This is a genomic window from Enterococcus sp. BWR-S5, assembly GCF_016745255.1.
In the GTDB taxonomy this organism is placed as follows: domain Bacteria; phylum Bacillota; class Bacilli; order Lactobacillales; family Enterococcaceae; genus Enterococcus_L.
The window spans coordinates 376,357-391,995 of the sequence record NZ_JADOEQ010000001.1 but is presented as its reverse complement, the minus strand read 5'-3'; the positions used below and the strand labels follow the sequence as shown (position 1 = coordinate 391,995).

Genomic DNA, 15,639 nt, shown 5'->3' with positions numbered 1-15,639 from the left:
CTTGTTCTTTTATTCTATCAAACTAAAAGACAGCTCCACTGACAATTGTCAGTGGAGCTGTCTTCTTTTTTGTTATCTCTTCTTTATAGTTGGACATAAAAAGAGCGAGACCCTAATGAATCCCACTCAGTACATTTGACTAATCTATTTTATCTGATATCAATCGGTTTTTCCCGCTCCATGATTGTTCGGATACTTTCCTTCAAGATATCTTCTATTTGTTCATCTGTTGGAGTAATAATCCCTGATGTCATTAACGAGCCGATTCCAGTCGCCACAATCCATGTCCCCATATGTAAAGAATTGATCTGAACCTCGTTAAGTGCACTATATTCAGGATCTTGCTTTACTGCACTTGAAAAATAATTATACGAAAACTCCTGCATGCGTTGCCCGCCGCCATACTCCTCCAAATAGAGTGCACGATACAGCTTACTTTCATTTTTTGCGAAATGAACATAGTTTAAAGCTAAGTCAACAATCAAGTTTCCAGTGTGCTCCACAGGAAACACTTCTGTAGAAAGATAATGATGAATCTTATCAAATAACGCTTCTTTTAAATCGTCCATATTTTCAAATTCTAAATAAATTGGTTGAGTTGAACATTTCATTTTTGCTGCAATATTTCTGGCAGTAAACTTAGAAAAACCTTCAGTCGCTACTACTTCATAGGCAGCATTCAGTATTTGGTCTTTTGTGATCGTCTTTTTTCTTGCCATATTCTCAATCCTCTCTACCTATTCTCTAACAAAGCTTCCTGATTCTACACCTAACGTTATTGTAACACGATTACAGATTTCTGCAAAATACTACTATTGTTTTCTCATTATTTTATATTCCTTCTTTCTCATTTAGAGCCTACAATGATTCCTCTTTCAATTCAATTGAGTTTGTTTTTTATACATGTTATGATATTTTAGATTAGAGATAGAAACGACCAGTATTTTCAAACAGAAAAAGGAAACGAGCAACAAAAATCAAGTGGCAAACTTCCTCTTTCAATGAGAAAGTATTAACGACTGTTTCTACTTCTTGAATACGAAAATTTTTCAACCTATATTCAACAAGGAGGATGCTTTATGACTTTACCAAACTTTGATAATTTATTACAAAAATATGCTCGTCTGATTACAGAAACCGGTGTGAATGTTCAAAAGGGACAGACAATCGTTCTTCAAATCGCTGTCGATCAGGCGCCGTTAGCTCGGGCAATCACCGAGGAAGCTTATAAGTTAGGTGCTGGTGAAGTAATTGTTCAATGGACTGATGATGCCCTTCAAAAACAATTCCTTACTCACGCGGAGCAAAAATATCTGGAAGCTATCCCCTCATATAAAGTAGACCAAATCAATGATTGGATTGAACGAGAAGTGAGCAGAATCAATATCGTTTCTTCCAACCCTAATGCTCTTGCCGGTGTCAATCCTGAACGAGTAGCGCTATATCAAGCTGTTTCAGGAAAATCTATGCTAGAGCTGAGAAAAATGACTCAGGCAAATAAAATCAGCTGGGTTGTTGCAGCTGCTTCCGGCGCTGACTGGGCTGCTATGGTCTTTCCTGACCTGGCTTCAAAAGAAGAGCAAGTGGATGCGCTATGGGATCAAATATTCAAAACAACCAGAGTTTACGAGGAAGACCCTGTTGCAGCTTGGGAAAAACATGACAAGCTTCTAACATCCAAAGCTGGTGAGCTGAATAAGGAACAGTTTACAGCATTACACTACACTGCTCCGGGAACAGACCTAACAATAGGATTACCGGAAAATCATATCTGGGAAGGTCCGGGGAGTCACAACGCCCATGGGGATCTTTTCATGGCAAACATGCCGACTGAGGAAGTATTTACTGCACCTGATTCTCGTCGTGTTGATGGTTACATCTCCAGCACAAGACCATTAAGCTATGCAGGAACAACCATTTCCGGTATGAAATTTACGTTTAAAGACGGTCAGGTAATAGACTTCTCTGCTGAAAAAGGGCAGGAAGTTCTTGAACGGTTACTAGCCACAGATGATGGAGCAAAACGCTTAGGCGAGGTTGCCTTAGTTCCTGACCCCTCTCCTATTTCACAATCAGGCTTAGTATTCTACAACACATTATTTGATGAAAATGCATCAAATCATTTGGCGCTTGGCTCTGCCTACGCGTTCAATATTCAGAATGGAACCTCCATGAGTGAAGAAGAGCTGGTTGCTGCCGGACTAAACCGCAGTCAAACACACGTAGACTTCATGGTAGGCTCTGCTCAAATGAATATTGATGGTATCAAAAAAGACGGCACGACAGTACCAGTCTTCCGCAACGGCGACTGGGCATAATTCAAAAATTTAGAAACGCCGGAAAGCTTCTCTTCTGAGACTTTTCGGTGTTTTTTCTTTATTGAAATCAAGATAGAGAAACTTCTGCTTTTAAAAAGATACGCATGTATTGTACCCTTCTATCCAGACTCACGTTATAATAAGGATGACGCTACAGGAGGAGGGATTCATCATGGGAATTTGGATAAACGCCTAACAGTGAGGCAATAACCATTTGTGCCTTACTAATACCTGATAACTAATAAAAATTAGGAGGCAAAACCATGACGTACTTTACGTATCAATCAAAACAAATTTATTTCGAGGAAATCGGAAACGGTCCGCCGCTGATTCTCCTACACGGAAACACAGCATCGGCTAAAATGTTCGATTTACTGCTGCCCCTCTACACAGAACACTTTCATGTCATCCTCCTTGATTTTCTCGGCAATGGACGCTCTGAGCGAATCGCTCAGTTTCCAAAAGATTTGTGGTACACCCAATCACTTCAAGTACTTGCCTTGATTGACCACCTAGGCTATGAGAAAGTGAATTTACTGGGCACCAGCGGCGGTGCGTGGACAGCAATCAATGCTGCACTGGAACGGCCTGATGTAATTGAAAAGGTAATTGCAGACAGCTTTGACGGGCGAACATTAAACAAAAACTTCTTTAAAAATCTAATGGAAGATCGAACCTTCGCCAGACAAGACCCCATGAGTCGACAATTCTACGAATGGTGTCAGGGAGATGACTGGGAACAAATTGTGGACTTAGACACAGCCTGTTTATTCAGCTATCAAAATGAGAATATCCCACCCTTCCACCATCCGATTGAACAATTACAGGTTCCGACATTACTGATAGGCAGTCTGGAGGATGCGTTACTCAGAGATAATTTGGAAGCAGAATACAAAGAAATGTGCTCCCTTATAGCTGATGGCAGCTATCATCTATTCCCTAAAGGTGGACATCCATCAATGGCAACAAATGCCGAAGAAACAGCTAAACTGGTTAAGGAATTTCTTGATAAGAAAAGCTGAACAAGGCAGACGATTAGCAAAATAAAACAAGCTTACGCACTAGAGGCAGGCAAGACAGATTCAATGTCTTGCCTGCCGTTTTTTATACAAAACATTACATCGCTTCACAGAAAATGTAAAGTTTTCTCTTTTCTCCTTTGTTACACTGTATACAACAAAGACAAACAGAAAAGGAGCGAGTAATTATGAATTATAGAATTGAAAAATTAGAAGCATTTACCCTCGCAGGCTACGCTATCCACTCAACCAATGCGTGGATGAAAGGAATGAGGGATTGCCCGGCCTTCTGGAAAAAAATTATCAAAGAAGGTAAAAATGAACAGCTGGTTCCGCTGATTGATAAAAAGCCCTTTGGTTTGATTGGTGCCAGTGTGTATAATGTAGATAGCACGGACCCGAAAAAATTTGATTATTATATTGCTGCTGCAACAACTCAGAAAGCACCGCAAGAGATGGATACCTACACGGTTCCGGCAATGACTTGGGCTGTCTTCCCCTGCACAAGAAAGACCTCAGGAAAAACACAAATGGCCATCGTCAAAAAATGGGCGCCGAACTCGAACTATACATTACTTAATACAGGTTACGCGTCTGGTCGAATGATCTCTGCAGCACCTGACTTGGAAGTCTACGGTCAAGGCGACGATGTGGAAATCTGGGTTCCGGTAAAAGAAAAAATCTAAGGAGAGAATACATGAAAAATTGGTTTGACAGTTTAAATGAACTTGTTCTTTTTATTGAAAATAATCTTGAAGAGGAAATCTCATATGATGAATTGGGGAAAAGGATGGGCTATTCTACCTATCATCTCCAGCGCTTATTTTTGATGGTTGCCGGTGTGTCTCTTTCTGAATATATACGCTGCCGTCGTTTATCAAAGGCCGCACAAGAGCTGATTAGTCAAAACAGCAAAATTACCGACCTTGCTTACAATTACGGCTATAGCTCACCAACCTCTTTTAATCGAGCATTTAAAGCGTTTCACGGTGTTACACCTAAAGAGTTGAAAAAAAACAGTGTCTTGATTAAAGCGTACCCTCCTCTCTCCTTCGAACTATCCATTAAAGGAGCCAACAGCCTGGATTATCGTATTGTCCACACGGAAGCCTTTAAGATTGCCGGGAAGAAGCTGCCTACAACAATGGAAAATGGCGCAAGCTATAGAGAATTACCCGCTTTCTGGCAGCAGGTTCAGCAAAGTGGTGAAATCCCTGATATCCTCGCGCTTATGAATACTGAACCGTTAGGCTGTTAGGGGTCAGTGACTATAATCCAAATCTCAACAAAAGTGAGTTTGATTATTATATTGCCGTGGCAACAACCGCTCCAACACCAGATGATTATGAAGAGCTGATTATTCCGGCAGCGACTTGGGCTGCTTTTCCTCATAGGATGGCAAGCCCTGAAGAAATGCAGAAATTCCAGCACCAAATCGTTATGGATTGGCTGCCCTCAAGCGGCTATCAGTTCGCCTTTGGACCGGATTTAGAAGTCTATGGTCAAGACAATTCATTGGAAACATGGATTCCGGTTACCGGTAGTTAGTTAAGTAAAAATAATAAAAACCGCCTTATCATAAAAAGGCGGTTTTCTTATTATTGTCTCTCTTCTAATAGTTCAACATATTTTTGAATCAACGGACTCTCGGCTGTAAAATCAGCCTTCTCGTTGATTTCTTTCAAACTGTTCAACAACTCATTCACTGTCTTTGCTCCTATAAGATCCTGCCATTGGGTTGATTTCACTTCCCCTTTATCAAAAATCTCAATTCCGGAAATAAAGCCAAAGCCCGTCAGCAATATGAAAAAACGACTGGAATCTGTCCCATAGACTTCCAACTCTTTCGACCATAAAAGATAGCCGATAAATGACCCGTTACCAAGCTCAAATGGAAAAACCCTGGTATCTCTGAACGTCAGATTAGCAAATTCTTTCATGTAAAAACTGCCCATCTCAGAGCTGATTTTTTCACTAAGCTTCAAATAATCAGCATTCTTACTATAATATTCATCATACGCAACAGTCAGCAAATCTTTTAGCTGCTGCGCCAATATCGGATTAACTTGGGTGTCCACCACAAATCCTCCCTTTCTGTAAATCAATGTCCATTTTTTAACATTACTGCAATTATACCATGATAAGAATAAGATAGAAAAAGCAATCTTTTTAGAGTAACTAAATTAACCGCTCCTTCAAGGTCGCATTCTTCGAACAGAGCAAATTTTTTTACAACGGTGTGAATCAGCTTTTAAGCTCAATACAGAAAGTCGTTCCTTTTCCTACCTCACTGACAACGGATAGTGTTCCTCCCAATGCTTCAACAATCTGCTTCACTACAAATAATCCCAGGCCCTTCCCTTGCTTCTGCTTCGTACTACTGAAATATTTGTCGAAGATACGGCTGTAGGTAGCTGTATCCATCCCAATACCGTTATCGGAAACTTGAATGACTAAGCCATCCGCTATCTCCTCAAAATTGATAGCTATCGTTGTTCCTTCAGGATTGTGCTCGACAGCATTCATCAGTAAATTATAAAGCGCTCGATACATCAAGCGTTCATCAAGTACAACGTCTCTTCTTTCCAACGGGGTGTTATATTCAAATAAAAATTTTTCTGCTCTTGGATCATTCGCTGCATCCACTAAGGTGCGCTGCAGAAAAGCCACCAGTTCTATCTGAGAATACCTCAGCTGCATTTTTTCAGCGCCATCGAAAAAGAAGGAAAGATTCAAATCATTAATCAACGACTCTATATAGCTTCCTTTCTGGTATATTTCATTCAGATAGGTTGCTTTTTCCTGCTCTGAGAAGTAAAGCGTTTGATTTAACAATAGGGATGAGTAGCCGTTTATATAAGAAAGAGGTGTTTTCAAGTCATGGGAGACGCCTGCAAGCCATTCATTTTTAGCCTGCTCCATTTCTTTCTGTTCTAAGTCCGCTTTTTGAAGATGGCTCCCTAAGCTTACTAAATTTAACATGACCTCTTGATAAAGAAAGTAATACCATTTTACCTTCCCATTTTTCATAAAAGCGGCGGCAGCTGTCTCGTATTTTCCCTTTGACTGTTCACTAATAACACGAATGATTCGTGAAAGTGGTTGAACAATAAGAAGACTGAAGAGAAGCCCGCCGGATGCAAAACAAACAAGGAAAATGAAGAACGTCATTCCTGAAATGTTTTCATAAGACAGCAACATAAATCCCTCAGGATAAACCAAATTATTGAGAAAGGTAAATAAAAAAATAAAATATACTAAGAAAAGCAGCAAACCGACTGTGCAGTATAAGACGAACCGTACATGCAGACTCTTCATTCTTCAACAGCTCCTGTTGGCGGGACAAACTTATAGCCAATTCCTCGCAGGTTTGTAATGATTTGATAAGGCTTCTTTTCATCATTCAATTTCTTTCTTAGCTTAGAAATGTGAATCGTCACTGTTTTTTCATCGCCGAATTCTGATATTCCCCAGACAGCTTCATACAGATGCGCTGTCGTAAACACCTTATTGGGATGCGCACAGAAAAAAGCCATCAGCTCAAGCTCCTTCGCTGTACAAGTTACCTCAGTCTCACCGACTCTAAGAACTGCGCCGGACATATCCAATGCAATCGAACCATACTGATACACCTCTTTTGCGCCAATCGATTCTTTTACAGAAGCAATATCCAACAAACGACGACGAAAAACAGCTTTGACTCGTGCAACCAGCTCCATCGTGTTAAAAGGCTTTGTTATATAGTCATCGCCGCCGATCGCAAATCCGGACAGCTTGTCATAATCGCTCGTTCGTGCAGTCAAAAAGATAATCGGCGCAGTGGTATATCGTCGAATTTCTGTACATAGATCAAACCCCGAATAATCCGGCAGCATCACATCTAAAAGAATAAGGTCATAGTGGGTTCTTTCTATCGCCTGAAGTGCCTCTGCTCCTGTCTCAACAGTGGTAATATCCCGATAGCCTTCCTTATTCAAGGTAATTTTTACCAGCGTTAACAATCCTTGTTCATCATCAACAAGCAGAATTTTTTCAGAGGTCGCTAATTGATTCTCTTTAATTGTTTTATCCTCCATCCAAATTTTTACTCATACTATCATACCAATAAAACGAAAGCAAAGTGTTTTTTACATTTAACTTTCACTTTACTTATATTTTGATTTGATTCTCTATACTAAGGCTAACTTAAAGAAACGGAGGAATAACATGAACAAACAATTAACAGCCAAAGTAATGTGCTCCCTTTTATGTGCAGGCTTTTTGACCAGTACTCTAACTGCTTGCGATTCACAAAATGCTTCTTCACAACAGATTTCAGCGAAGGAAAACAAAACGGAAGAAACAACAAGCAGTACTGCTTTCGATACAGAGACTATCGAACATACTCGAAACTACTATTCAAAGCAAGTACATACATTAGAAAAGAAATACAAAGAAGCGCCGGATAATGAGGCTGCAGCGATAAACTACGCAGAAGCATTATTTGCTTTGGGTGAGTTTTCAGAAGCAGAAGCGCTGGTTGAAACCCTTATGAAGGAAAGCTCTCCTGATCCTAGAGTCCTTTATCTGGCCGCACAGCTTAGCTATTTGAATGGTGAATACGAACAAGCAGAAAAACAGTACAACGAGCTTCTTGATACCGCTCCAGATACCTTTGGGCAAAAAGCACAAAGCGGTTTGCTGATGGTCTATTACCAGACAAACCAATATAGTAAATCCCAAGAACTTTCTTTGGAAGACGATGATCCGAATAAATCACTTCTTGATATGATGCAGGCTTTTGGTACCAGCACACCGTATGATATGGATTGGAATGGAAAAGAGCAGACCTCTATTCCCTTTACTATCACTGACCCATTACCGGTCATTCCAATCGAAGTCAATGGTGTAAAAATGAATGCTGTCATCGATACAGGAGGCAGCAGCTTGGTCATTGATCAAGACAAAGCAGCCGACTTAGGTATTGAGACTTTGTCACAGGATACAGGAACATTTGCCGGTGGAAATACTGCTGACATCGGTTTAGGTAAAGCTGAGTCCTTAAAAATGGGCGGTATAGATATCACAAATGTTCCTGTCATGCTTGGTCCATTTGATGGATTTGCTGATGTCATCCCTGAGGTGGAAAATATCCATGCCATCATCGGTACAAATGTACTGCAGCAATTCATTCCAACAATGGATTATACCACCGGTGAGCTTGTGTTACGTCCAAGAGATGAAGCTGGTAAGAGTCAATTGGAAAAAGAGCAAAAATCAGAGAACATTGCCGAAACCATTCCCTTTACTCTCGCCAACACACACTTTATGTTTGCAAAGGGCGCTATCAACGGTTACAGCGATTTGAACATGTTTGTTGATTCAGGGCTTGCAGCGGGCGATGGTGCAGGAATGATTTTACCCGAAGAAACAATGAATCTTACCGGTATTCCGATGCCTGAACTGGGAGATGCAGTTGGCGGCGGTATGGGCGGCAATGATTTCCAAGAGGCTTCCTATGATGTTGATTCCTATGGACTTGGAGATTTGCAACAGGAAAACGGACGCGGCTACTACTTTACCGGTGATACACTAGATATGTTTGATGAGACTGGCTTTGTCACAGATGCCTTGATTAGCCACAACTATTTGAAGCAATATAAATGGACCATTGATTTTGATGCAATGACTATGACTTTCTCAAAATAAATTAGTGCAAATTATTCGATCAACCAAAAAATACCTCGAAGAGCTGGAATGATTTCAGCCCGTCGAGGTATTATCTATGACTTCTGTAAACTTCTATTTCAACTTTAATAGCTGAAGCTTATCAATGCTTCGGCTCCTGTATAATCCACTGATAATACAGCACTATCATTCTAAGTATATTGTACAGCTTAGTCCGTTTCTTCAGGCAAATACTTATCAGCCCACTTCGCTATTTCAATAAATACCGGTGCTAATGCGTAGCCACTTTCAGTTAGGGAATATTCTACATGTGGAGGTATTTCGTTAAATTGCTTTCTTTCAATTATTCCCATGTGCTCCAAATCTCTCAAGGTTGTCGTTAACATTGTATTAGTGATTTTAGGGATTGCTTTTCTTAGTTCTCCAAAGCGATAAGCTGGTTTTTTACAGAGTTCGAATAAAACCCATGTCCGCCATTTCCCACTGAATAACTCTAATGATTTTCTTATGGGGCAGTTTTCATTCGCGGGTAAATCAATCAATGATTGGATAAATTTTTCTTCTACACTATCCATAATAGCCTCCTTAGTACACTCTATGATACTTGGTACATTTAATCTGCGTACTTGTTATCGATTTTCATACTAAGTATAATATTTATACTGAAGGAAGTAAAGACAGGTCATACAAAAGAAGATCGATTGTCATAACTGTATTTACAAACAACAGTATAGTGAACGGTTACCGCTAGTATTGATAGAAAATTACTCTAACAAAGACTAAAGCAGTCGATGAAAAACGCATCACAAAAAATTATTATTAAGACCATAAGTCTACAAGGAGGATAACATGAAAAACATCGTTTTATTAGGAGGAAATGGATACATTGGAAGAGCCGTTACAGAGGAATGGATTAGTAGAGACAGTGAAGCTGTATTCTATGTCGTATCACGCTCAGGCAAAAATGAATTGGTGCACCCACGCATAAAAAATGTACGGGCAGATGTCACTAATTTTGATTCTGTTAAGCGAGTATTACCTAAGGACGTAGACTGTATCGTCGATTTTGTCGGTCGTCCGGAGAAAGATCCCGATGAACTGATACGAATCAATAAGCTCCCGGCAGAAGTCATGCTTAAGCTTTCAGTAGACCTAAATATTGAAACCATCGGATTTATCGGCGGAACCTTGGGACCAAAATCATTCACTGCTATCAAATCAGACACACTTTCAATGCTAAAGGACAGTGGCAAAAAAATTGCTTATGTTGAACCCACGCTTGTATACGGTAAAGATCGCAATGACAGTATGGCAAAAATGGCTCCTATTCTAAAATTCTTTGGACTATTTATGAAGAGTCTGCGCCCTGTACGGGTTGAAGACCTTGCGAAAGAATTAGTCGATCAGCTGACTAGCTAGAAATTGAACAGAATGGAATAAGAATGTAAAATACTGACAAATGATTAATGAACTGCATAACCATAGCTGATTCAATCATTTCAAAGAATCTAACCATTAAAGCAGGAAAATGCCGAAAACCTTCTCAAGCGAAGATTTTCGGCATACATTTGGCAACACCCCCGACCAGAATCGAACTGATAATTGACCCTTAGGAGGGGTCCGTTATATCCATTTAACTACGGGGGCATTTTGTTATTCAGTTTTCGAAATAACGATATAGTGCCAAGAAAATGGCTGTTTTACTTACTACTATTAACAGTTATTTCAGCAAAAGCAAGAAAAATCCTGCAAGTTATATTTTACTTGGCGAAACAACTTCTGTCAATTAGAGATAGGTGAAAATCCGTCTTTCTCTCTGCTCCTCAAGCAAAAAAATCGCAAAGCCTCATTCCCAGTGCTATGATTGGGGAAAGAGCAATCAAAGGAGTGATACATCATGACTGATAAATCAAAAGAAAAGATTTTTGCTGAACGTCAAGACAACTACAAGCAGGAAAAAGAAGAGATATTCAAGCAAGCATTAAAAGAAGAAAAAGAAAAAAATGACGAAAAGAAAACTGAGAAATAAAAGAACCGCTTGACCCATTACAACACAATGGGTCAAGCGGTTTTCTTATCAGAAATAATCTTCTAAAATTGGTTTCCCTGTCGGCAATAATTCTGCCAATTCTTGAAGCTGTTCTTCCTTACCGAAAATTTGTTGATGAAAATGAAGGGTCTCTCCGGAACGATACCCCATAAATAGCTGTGTCCAGGTTTGAATCGAAGCTTTTAAGACTGCTTCCTCATCCGGCGTTTCTGTTTTGCTCAGCGCTACTTTTCCATCTAACATCTTAAGCTCCCAGACGCCTTCATTCCAAGGACCAAATTCATCAGCCACTTCTAAATAAAAGACCTTTTCCCCGTCAGGCAGGTGGAATGGGTAAGCAGAAAGGAATGTTTGAACATCCACAATCCGTCCCATCATATATGGCTTAAGCTGCATATCCAATAACGGTGATGGAATCAACCAGCTTAGGTCTTCACCTGCAAAGCCTTTTTTGAAGTAAAACTGATGCGTCGCACCATTATGGGAACCAACAAATCTTGCCAGCGCAGAATAACCATTTTTACTCAACGACTGCCATTCAACAATCGTAAATCGTTCAACATTGGTTTGATAGACAAGGTATCCTTCTGCCTGTCCCTCTTCATTTTTATAGATCGCAAAGCGATGCTCTTTCCCTAAAGCGAACTTGTATTCCTGCCACCACTCTTCGCGCTTGAGTCCACCACGTTGTACCTCTGCGACTTGGCTATAAATCGATTGAATCGTCGCCTTCGCCTGAGACCAATCGACACGCTGAACACTTCCAGCTACCGCACGAATATTCGGCCAATTTCGTGGCTCAATCGTATATTCAATTTGTTCAAAAATCTGCTCGTAGCCATAACGGCGATAAAAGGGGTAAGAAAATGGTGCCAGATAAGATAATGCTGTCTTTTCCTCTGCCAAATCTGCAAGCATTTTTTTCATCAAAGCAGTAATTCCGCCTTGCCCTCTATATTCCGGATAAGAAGATACACAACCAATCCCTGCCATTTTATACTCTACACCATGGAAGTTTGTTATAAATGGCGTCGCCAGCAATTGACTGGTAAGCTGGTTGCCGTCAAACGAACCATAGCATTCAGAATGCTCCGTGACCCAATCAAATCGCTTTTTTCGATCCTCTGTTGTTTCTGAATTGAACGCATATGCTGCAAGCTCAAACATTTGTTGTGTGTCTTCTGCTGTCATTTTCCGTAAGTTTTCCACCGTTAATCGGCCCCTTTCCAAAAGAACAAAAAAGGAAGGAACACTGAGCTACGCGCACTGTTCCATTCCCCAACTATTTCATTTAGTAAGAATTTTCTATTTGCTGAAGCATTTTTTTGAACTGTCTTTTCTTAAGAAAGCCCATCAGTAATCCAACAGCTGCATCATTCATTTTCTGCATTGTACCAAAAGATTCCATTTTTTCTGTATAGTGAATCTCGCACGACTTATCATCTACAGGCTTTATCTTATACTCAGCATAATACTCATTTTTCACTGTAGATGTTTTATAAGCATAGGCTTCATTTTCCACCAATTTTTCAATTTTGATTTTTGCTCGGCTGTTTTTAGAAAATTCCTTCACATATTCAAAATTATTTAGCTGCATAGGCTTCAACTTCTTACCAGTACTTCGATTGACATCAAATAAAATAGATTCAATTACTTTGTCATAAAAATAGGTGGCTGGTACATTCAATTTTTTAACGATTTCCATTCTTTTTCACCTCAGTATGTTGTTCCTGTTTCTCTCGTTTTCTTCCTTTTAAGAAGAAAAATAATCCAGCCCCAAAAAATGATGCTGCAGTGATAATGCTTAGAAAATCATAACTTCCGGTCCTTGCATTTGCACTGTATACAAAAATCAACAACCCTATACTCATCAAGAACAGTCCATTTTTTAACATGATTACCAGTCCTATCTAATTAATAGCTTACACAACTGCTGCTTGGAAGTAAAGAACATTCCCCCAAGGTTGTGCTTTAATCATTTCTTTTGCTTTTGTTGCTGCTGCTGCTGCATCCCCAGTTACGTCAAAAACCAATTTGATTCCTTGTTTTTCTTTAAAAGTATATGTGAAGTCTCCTCCATCATAGTTGTTCAATAACTCTTTGATTGCGTCCTGTTGCATTGCTGAACTAATTCCGATCATTTGTATGTTCCCCTTTCAAAATTTATGTAAGATTAAATCAAGATAGAAGTAGCCGAAGCTCTTTCTATACATTACGACTCTTCAAGCAGAAAACAAACTTCTGGATACGATATCTCAAAAGAAAGTCAGTTTTTCAATTTCTTTTAAAGTCATGATACTAAAATTTTAAGAGTGGGACAACCATCTACCAAGACGATTGTCCCATGCTCAATGTTTTAAGTGATTATTCTTTTTCACCTAAAGCTGGATCCATTTTATTCGCTGCAATAACGAATGGTGCCCAGATAGCGAAAGCAACAGCTAGATTGACTAATGTCAATACGATTGCTCTCCAGTCACCTGCAGTAGCTAAGAATCCGCTCAATGCTGTTGGCATTACCCAGATAACGTTTACTACTACTGGATTAACCAAACCAGCCATTGTCGCAAAGTAAGCAATTGTTGCTGTTGCGATTGGTGCAAGAATGAATGGAATACCCAATAATGGGTTCAATACTACTGGTAAACCGAACATTACTGGCTCGTTGATGTTGAACAAACCAGGTCCGATACCTAAAGTACCGATTGTTTTGTAATCTGCACGTTTAGAGAAAATCAGGATAGTGATCAAGAGTACTAATGTTACCCCTGCTCCACCAGGCCATACAAATGCTTCAAATGAACCTGCAACCCATTTGTAAGGAATTGCTTCGCCAGTTTGGTAAGCATTTGAATTTTCTACCATTGCTACACCATAGATAGATTGTAATACTGGTCCCATGATGTTTGTACCATGCAAACCAAAGAACCAAAGAACGTGTACAAGTAACACAATAATGAATACTGCACCGTAACCTTGAGATAGACCAAGTAACGGAGCCTGGATAGATTCAGAAATCCAGTCAATCAAAGGCATACCAACGAAACGTTCGAACAAGTAATAAATCAAACCTGAAACATACAAAGCAGCAACCCCTGGAATAATAGCGGCAAATGCTTTTGATACTGCTGGTGGAACTGAATCCGGCATTTTGATAATAACATTTTTTTGCATCAATTTAGCGAAAATAATAACTGAAATAAAGCCGAAAATCATTGCTGTAAATAATCCAGTACCACCCATGTATTTACTGAATGGGAAGTAGCCCCACGCACCTGCTGCAATACTTGAAACACCATCAGCAGTAGTAATTGTACCACCTGCTTCAGTAATCATGTCAGCAGCATCTTTTGATAATTCACCAGTCAAAGCCAAAGTAGCTGTTGCAGTTTGTGGAATCCCCATAATGAAAGCAACAAGAGAAACGATTGCTCCTGATAATGTATCAACTCCATAGGCTTTAGCTAAGTTGTAACCAAATGAAACTGAGAATACCACCGCCATAATAGCTAGTGTCCCCGTCCATACCAAACCGTTGATTGAAATCACAGGTGTGAAGAATTTTGTGATTGCATTATCTGCTCCGATATACGTATTTGGAAAATCACGCATAAAGGCATTTAAAAGAGTTGCGACTGCACCGGCCATAGTTGCAGGCATCATTGTGATAAAAGCATCACGTAAGGCAACCAAATGTTTCTCTGACCCAATCTTAGCAGCAACCGGCAGGATGTATTTCTCCATCCAGCTTACTAATCCGTTCATTTTATTTCCTCCTATAAACAATTATTTATCTAAAGAGATTTTCCCCTTTAAATCAAGCCATTAGATAAAACTCCGTTCAAAAAGTTTTCATCTGTTTTCTATCACTCTTCCGTTCAAAAAAGAATGTAGCGATTATTTACTGTCCATACGACGGTAAACGTCAATGATTTCTTTTGCTAAATCTGTGAAAGCAATTGAAGTCATTAGGTGATCTTGACTGTGAACTGTCAATAATGTCACTGTCATGTTGTTTCCTTGTGCTTCTTGAGTCAATAGACCTGTTTGAGAATGATGTGCTTCAACAAGAGAAGCTTCCGCATCTGCAATTTTTTGGTCAGCTTCTTCGAAGTTTCCTTCTTTTGCTGCAGCAATTGCTTCCATTGCGTCACTTTTCGCGTTTCCGCCATACATAATCAGACCCATGATAGCTTCTAAGTTTTGTTCTTCCATTTTCATTTCTCCTTCGATTATTGATATTTTTTGGTCTTTATTTGTTAATTATTTCATCAAAGCGATTGCTTGATCCAGAACTTTTTCACCGTTCATCATGCCGTAGTCAGCCATGTTGATTACGTCTAAAGGAATTCCTTTTGGTTCAAGTTTTTGTTCGAATTGAGCTTTCATGAAACGTACTTGTGGGCCTAAAAGCAATACATTTACATCTTTCGCTTCCAAGTTGTTATCTGCATCTGAAGCTGATACTGCAAAGATGTCTGCATCCATTCCACGCGCTTCAGCGGCTTTTTGCATTTTTGTTACTAGTAAGCTTGTGCTCATTCCTGCTGAACAAACCAGCATTATCGTTTTTTTTGACATGTTG

General features: G+C 39.6%; 20 protein-coding genes and 1 tRNA gene. 8 read left to right on the top strand and 13 right to left on the bottom strand.

Annotated elements, in window-relative coordinates:
- Positions 1 to 149: 149 nt before the first annotated feature.
- Positions 150 to 719 carry a TetR/AcrR family transcriptional regulator gene (locus IW510_RS02070; protein ID WP_202056274.1) on the bottom strand — a complete coding sequence of 190 codons (570 nt, stop codon included), beginning with the start codon at positions 717 to 719 and terminating at the stop codon, positions 150 to 152.
- Between the two features lie 360 nt (positions 720 to 1,079).
- On the opposite strand from IW510_RS02070, the gene IW510_RS02065 reads away from it, so the two are divergent.
- The 5 genes from IW510_RS02065 (at position 1,080) to IW510_RS02045 (ending at position 4,885) form a co-directional block, all read left to right on the top strand.
- A complete protein-coding gene (locus IW510_RS02065) occupies positions 1,080 to 2,318 on the top strand; it encodes an aminopeptidase (protein ID WP_202056269.1) in 1,239 nt (412 codons plus the stop codon).
- Positions 2,319 to 2,581: 263 nt separating this feature from the next.
- A complete protein-coding gene (locus tag IW510_RS02060) occupies positions 2,582 to 3,340 on the top strand; it encodes an alpha/beta fold hydrolase (protein WP_202056266.1) in 759 nt (252 codons plus the stop codon).
- 185 nt (positions 3,341 to 3,525) lie between these two features.
- A complete protein-coding gene (locus IW510_RS02055; RefSeq protein WP_202056265.1) occupies positions 3,526 to 4,023 on the top strand; it encodes a GyrI-like domain-containing protein in 498 nt (165 codons plus the stop codon).
- 11 nt (positions 4,024 to 4,034) lie between these two features.
- Positions 4,035 to 4,595: an AraC family transcriptional regulator gene (locus IW510_RS02050; protein ID WP_202056264.1), complete on the top strand. Its 561-nt coding sequence runs from the start codon at positions 4,035 to 4,037 to the stop codon at positions 4,593 to 4,595.
- A complete protein-coding gene (locus IW510_RS02045; protein ID WP_202056602.1) occupies positions 4,589 to 4,885 on the top strand; it encodes a GyrI-like domain-containing protein in 297 nt (98 codons plus the stop codon). The genes IW510_RS02050 and IW510_RS02045 overlap by 7 nt, the downstream gene beginning before the upstream one ends.
- A 50-nt stretch (positions 4,886 to 4,935) precedes the next feature.
- Here IW510_RS02045 and IW510_RS02040 read toward each other — a convergent pair whose 3' ends face one another.
- The 3 genes from IW510_RS02040 to IW510_RS02030 form a co-directional block, all read right to left on the bottom strand.
- Entirely contained in the window at positions 4,936 to 5,415 is a 480-nt protein-coding gene (locus tag IW510_RS02040) for a hypothetical protein (protein ID WP_202056262.1), read from the bottom strand.
- Positions 5,416 to 5,581: 166 nt separating this feature from the next.
- Positions 5,582 to 6,538 carry a sensor histidine kinase gene (locus tag IW510_RS02035; RefSeq protein WP_202056259.1) on the bottom strand — a complete coding sequence of 319 codons (957 nt, stop codon included), beginning with the start codon at positions 6,536 to 6,538 and terminating at the stop codon, positions 5,582 to 5,584.
- A 113-nt stretch (positions 6,539 to 6,651) separates the two neighbouring features.
- The gene (locus IW510_RS02030; RefSeq protein ID WP_202056257.1) at positions 6,652 to 7,413 is read right to left on the bottom strand and encodes a response regulator transcription factor; all 762 of its coding nucleotides are present in this window, start codon (positions 7,411 to 7,413) and stop codon (positions 6,652 to 6,654) included.
- Positions 7,414 to 7,543: 130 nt separating this feature from the next.
- On the opposite strand from IW510_RS02030, the gene IW510_RS02025 reads away from it, so the two are divergent.
- Positions 7,544 to 9,025 carry an aspartyl protease family protein gene (locus IW510_RS02025; protein ID WP_202056254.1) on the top strand — a complete coding sequence of 494 codons (1,482 nt, stop codon included), beginning with the start codon at positions 7,544 to 7,546 and terminating at the stop codon, positions 9,023 to 9,025.
- A gap of 188 nt (positions 9,026 to 9,213) precedes the next feature.
- Here IW510_RS02025 and IW510_RS02020 read toward each other — a convergent pair whose 3' ends face one another.
- Positions 9,214 to 9,579, bottom strand: coding sequence for a winged helix-turn-helix transcriptional regulator (locus IW510_RS02020; protein WP_202056252.1), 366 nt, complete (start codon positions 9,577 to 9,579; stop codon positions 9,214 to 9,216).
- A 274-nt stretch (positions 9,580 to 9,853) separates the two neighbouring features.
- Between IW510_RS02020 and IW510_RS02015 the strand changes: the two genes are divergently transcribed.
- Positions 9,854 to 10,423: an NAD-dependent epimerase/dehydratase family protein gene (locus tag IW510_RS02015; RefSeq protein WP_202056249.1), complete on the top strand. Its 570-nt coding sequence runs from the start codon at positions 9,854 to 9,856 to the stop codon at positions 10,421 to 10,423.
- A 156-nt stretch (positions 10,424 to 10,579) separates the two neighbouring features.
- Here IW510_RS02015 and IW510_RS02010 read toward each other — a convergent pair.
- Positions 10,580 to 10,651 (bottom strand) — tRNA-Arg (locus IW510_RS02010).
- A 250-nt stretch (positions 10,652 to 10,901) separates the two neighbouring features.
- On the opposite strand from IW510_RS02010, the gene IW510_RS21430 reads away from it, so the two are divergent.
- Positions 10,902 to 11,033 (top strand): hypothetical protein, encoded by a 132-nt coding sequence (locus IW510_RS21430; protein WP_269091991.1) that lies wholly within the window; start codon positions 10,902 to 10,904, stop codon positions 11,031 to 11,033.
- A gap of 48 nt (positions 11,034 to 11,081) precedes the next feature.
- Here IW510_RS21430 and IW510_RS02005 read toward each other — a convergent pair whose 3' ends face one another.
- From IW510_RS02005 to IW510_RS01975, 7 genes are all read right to left on the bottom strand, one after another.
- Positions 11,082 to 12,263: a GNAT family N-acetyltransferase gene (locus IW510_RS02005; protein ID WP_442896385.1), complete on the bottom strand. Its 1,182-nt coding sequence runs from the start codon at positions 12,261 to 12,263 to the stop codon at positions 11,082 to 11,084.
- A gap of 82 nt (positions 12,264 to 12,345) precedes the next feature.
- Entirely contained in the window at positions 12,346 to 12,759 is a 414-nt protein-coding gene (locus IW510_RS02000) for a DUF3284 domain-containing protein (RefSeq protein WP_202056247.1), read from the bottom strand.
- The gene (locus tag IW510_RS01995; protein WP_394701585.1) at positions 12,746 to 12,949 is read right to left on the bottom strand and encodes a DUF3188 domain-containing protein; all 204 of its coding nucleotides are present in this window, start codon (positions 12,947 to 12,949) and stop codon (positions 12,746 to 12,748) included. The genes IW510_RS02000 and IW510_RS01995 overlap by 14 nt, the downstream gene beginning before the upstream one ends.
- A 27-nt stretch (positions 12,950 to 12,976) precedes the next feature.
- Positions 12,977 to 13,195, bottom strand: a complete 219-nt coding sequence (locus tag IW510_RS01990) for a hypothetical protein (RefSeq protein ID WP_202056241.1) — start codon at positions 13,193 to 13,195, stop codon at positions 12,977 to 12,979.
- A gap of 223 nt (positions 13,196 to 13,418) precedes the next feature.
- On the bottom strand, positions 13,419 to 14,819 hold the full coding sequence (locus tag IW510_RS01985) for a PTS sugar transporter subunit IIC (RefSeq protein WP_202056239.1): 1,401 nt from the start codon (positions 14,817 to 14,819) through the stop codon (positions 13,419 to 13,421).
- A gap of 132 nt (positions 14,820 to 14,951) precedes the next feature.
- Positions 14,952 to 15,269 carry a PTS lactose/cellobiose transporter subunit IIA gene (locus IW510_RS01980; RefSeq protein ID WP_202056238.1) on the bottom strand — a complete coding sequence of 106 codons (318 nt, stop codon included), beginning with the start codon at positions 15,267 to 15,269 and terminating at the stop codon, positions 14,952 to 14,954.
- A gap of 48 nt (positions 15,270 to 15,317) precedes the next feature.
- Complete coding sequence (locus IW510_RS01975; RefSeq protein WP_202056237.1) at positions 15,318 to 15,635, bottom strand: PTS sugar transporter subunit IIB; 318 nt, start codon at positions 15,633 to 15,635, stop codon at positions 15,318 to 15,320.
- Between the last annotated feature and the right edge of the window lie 4 nt (positions 15,636 to 15,639).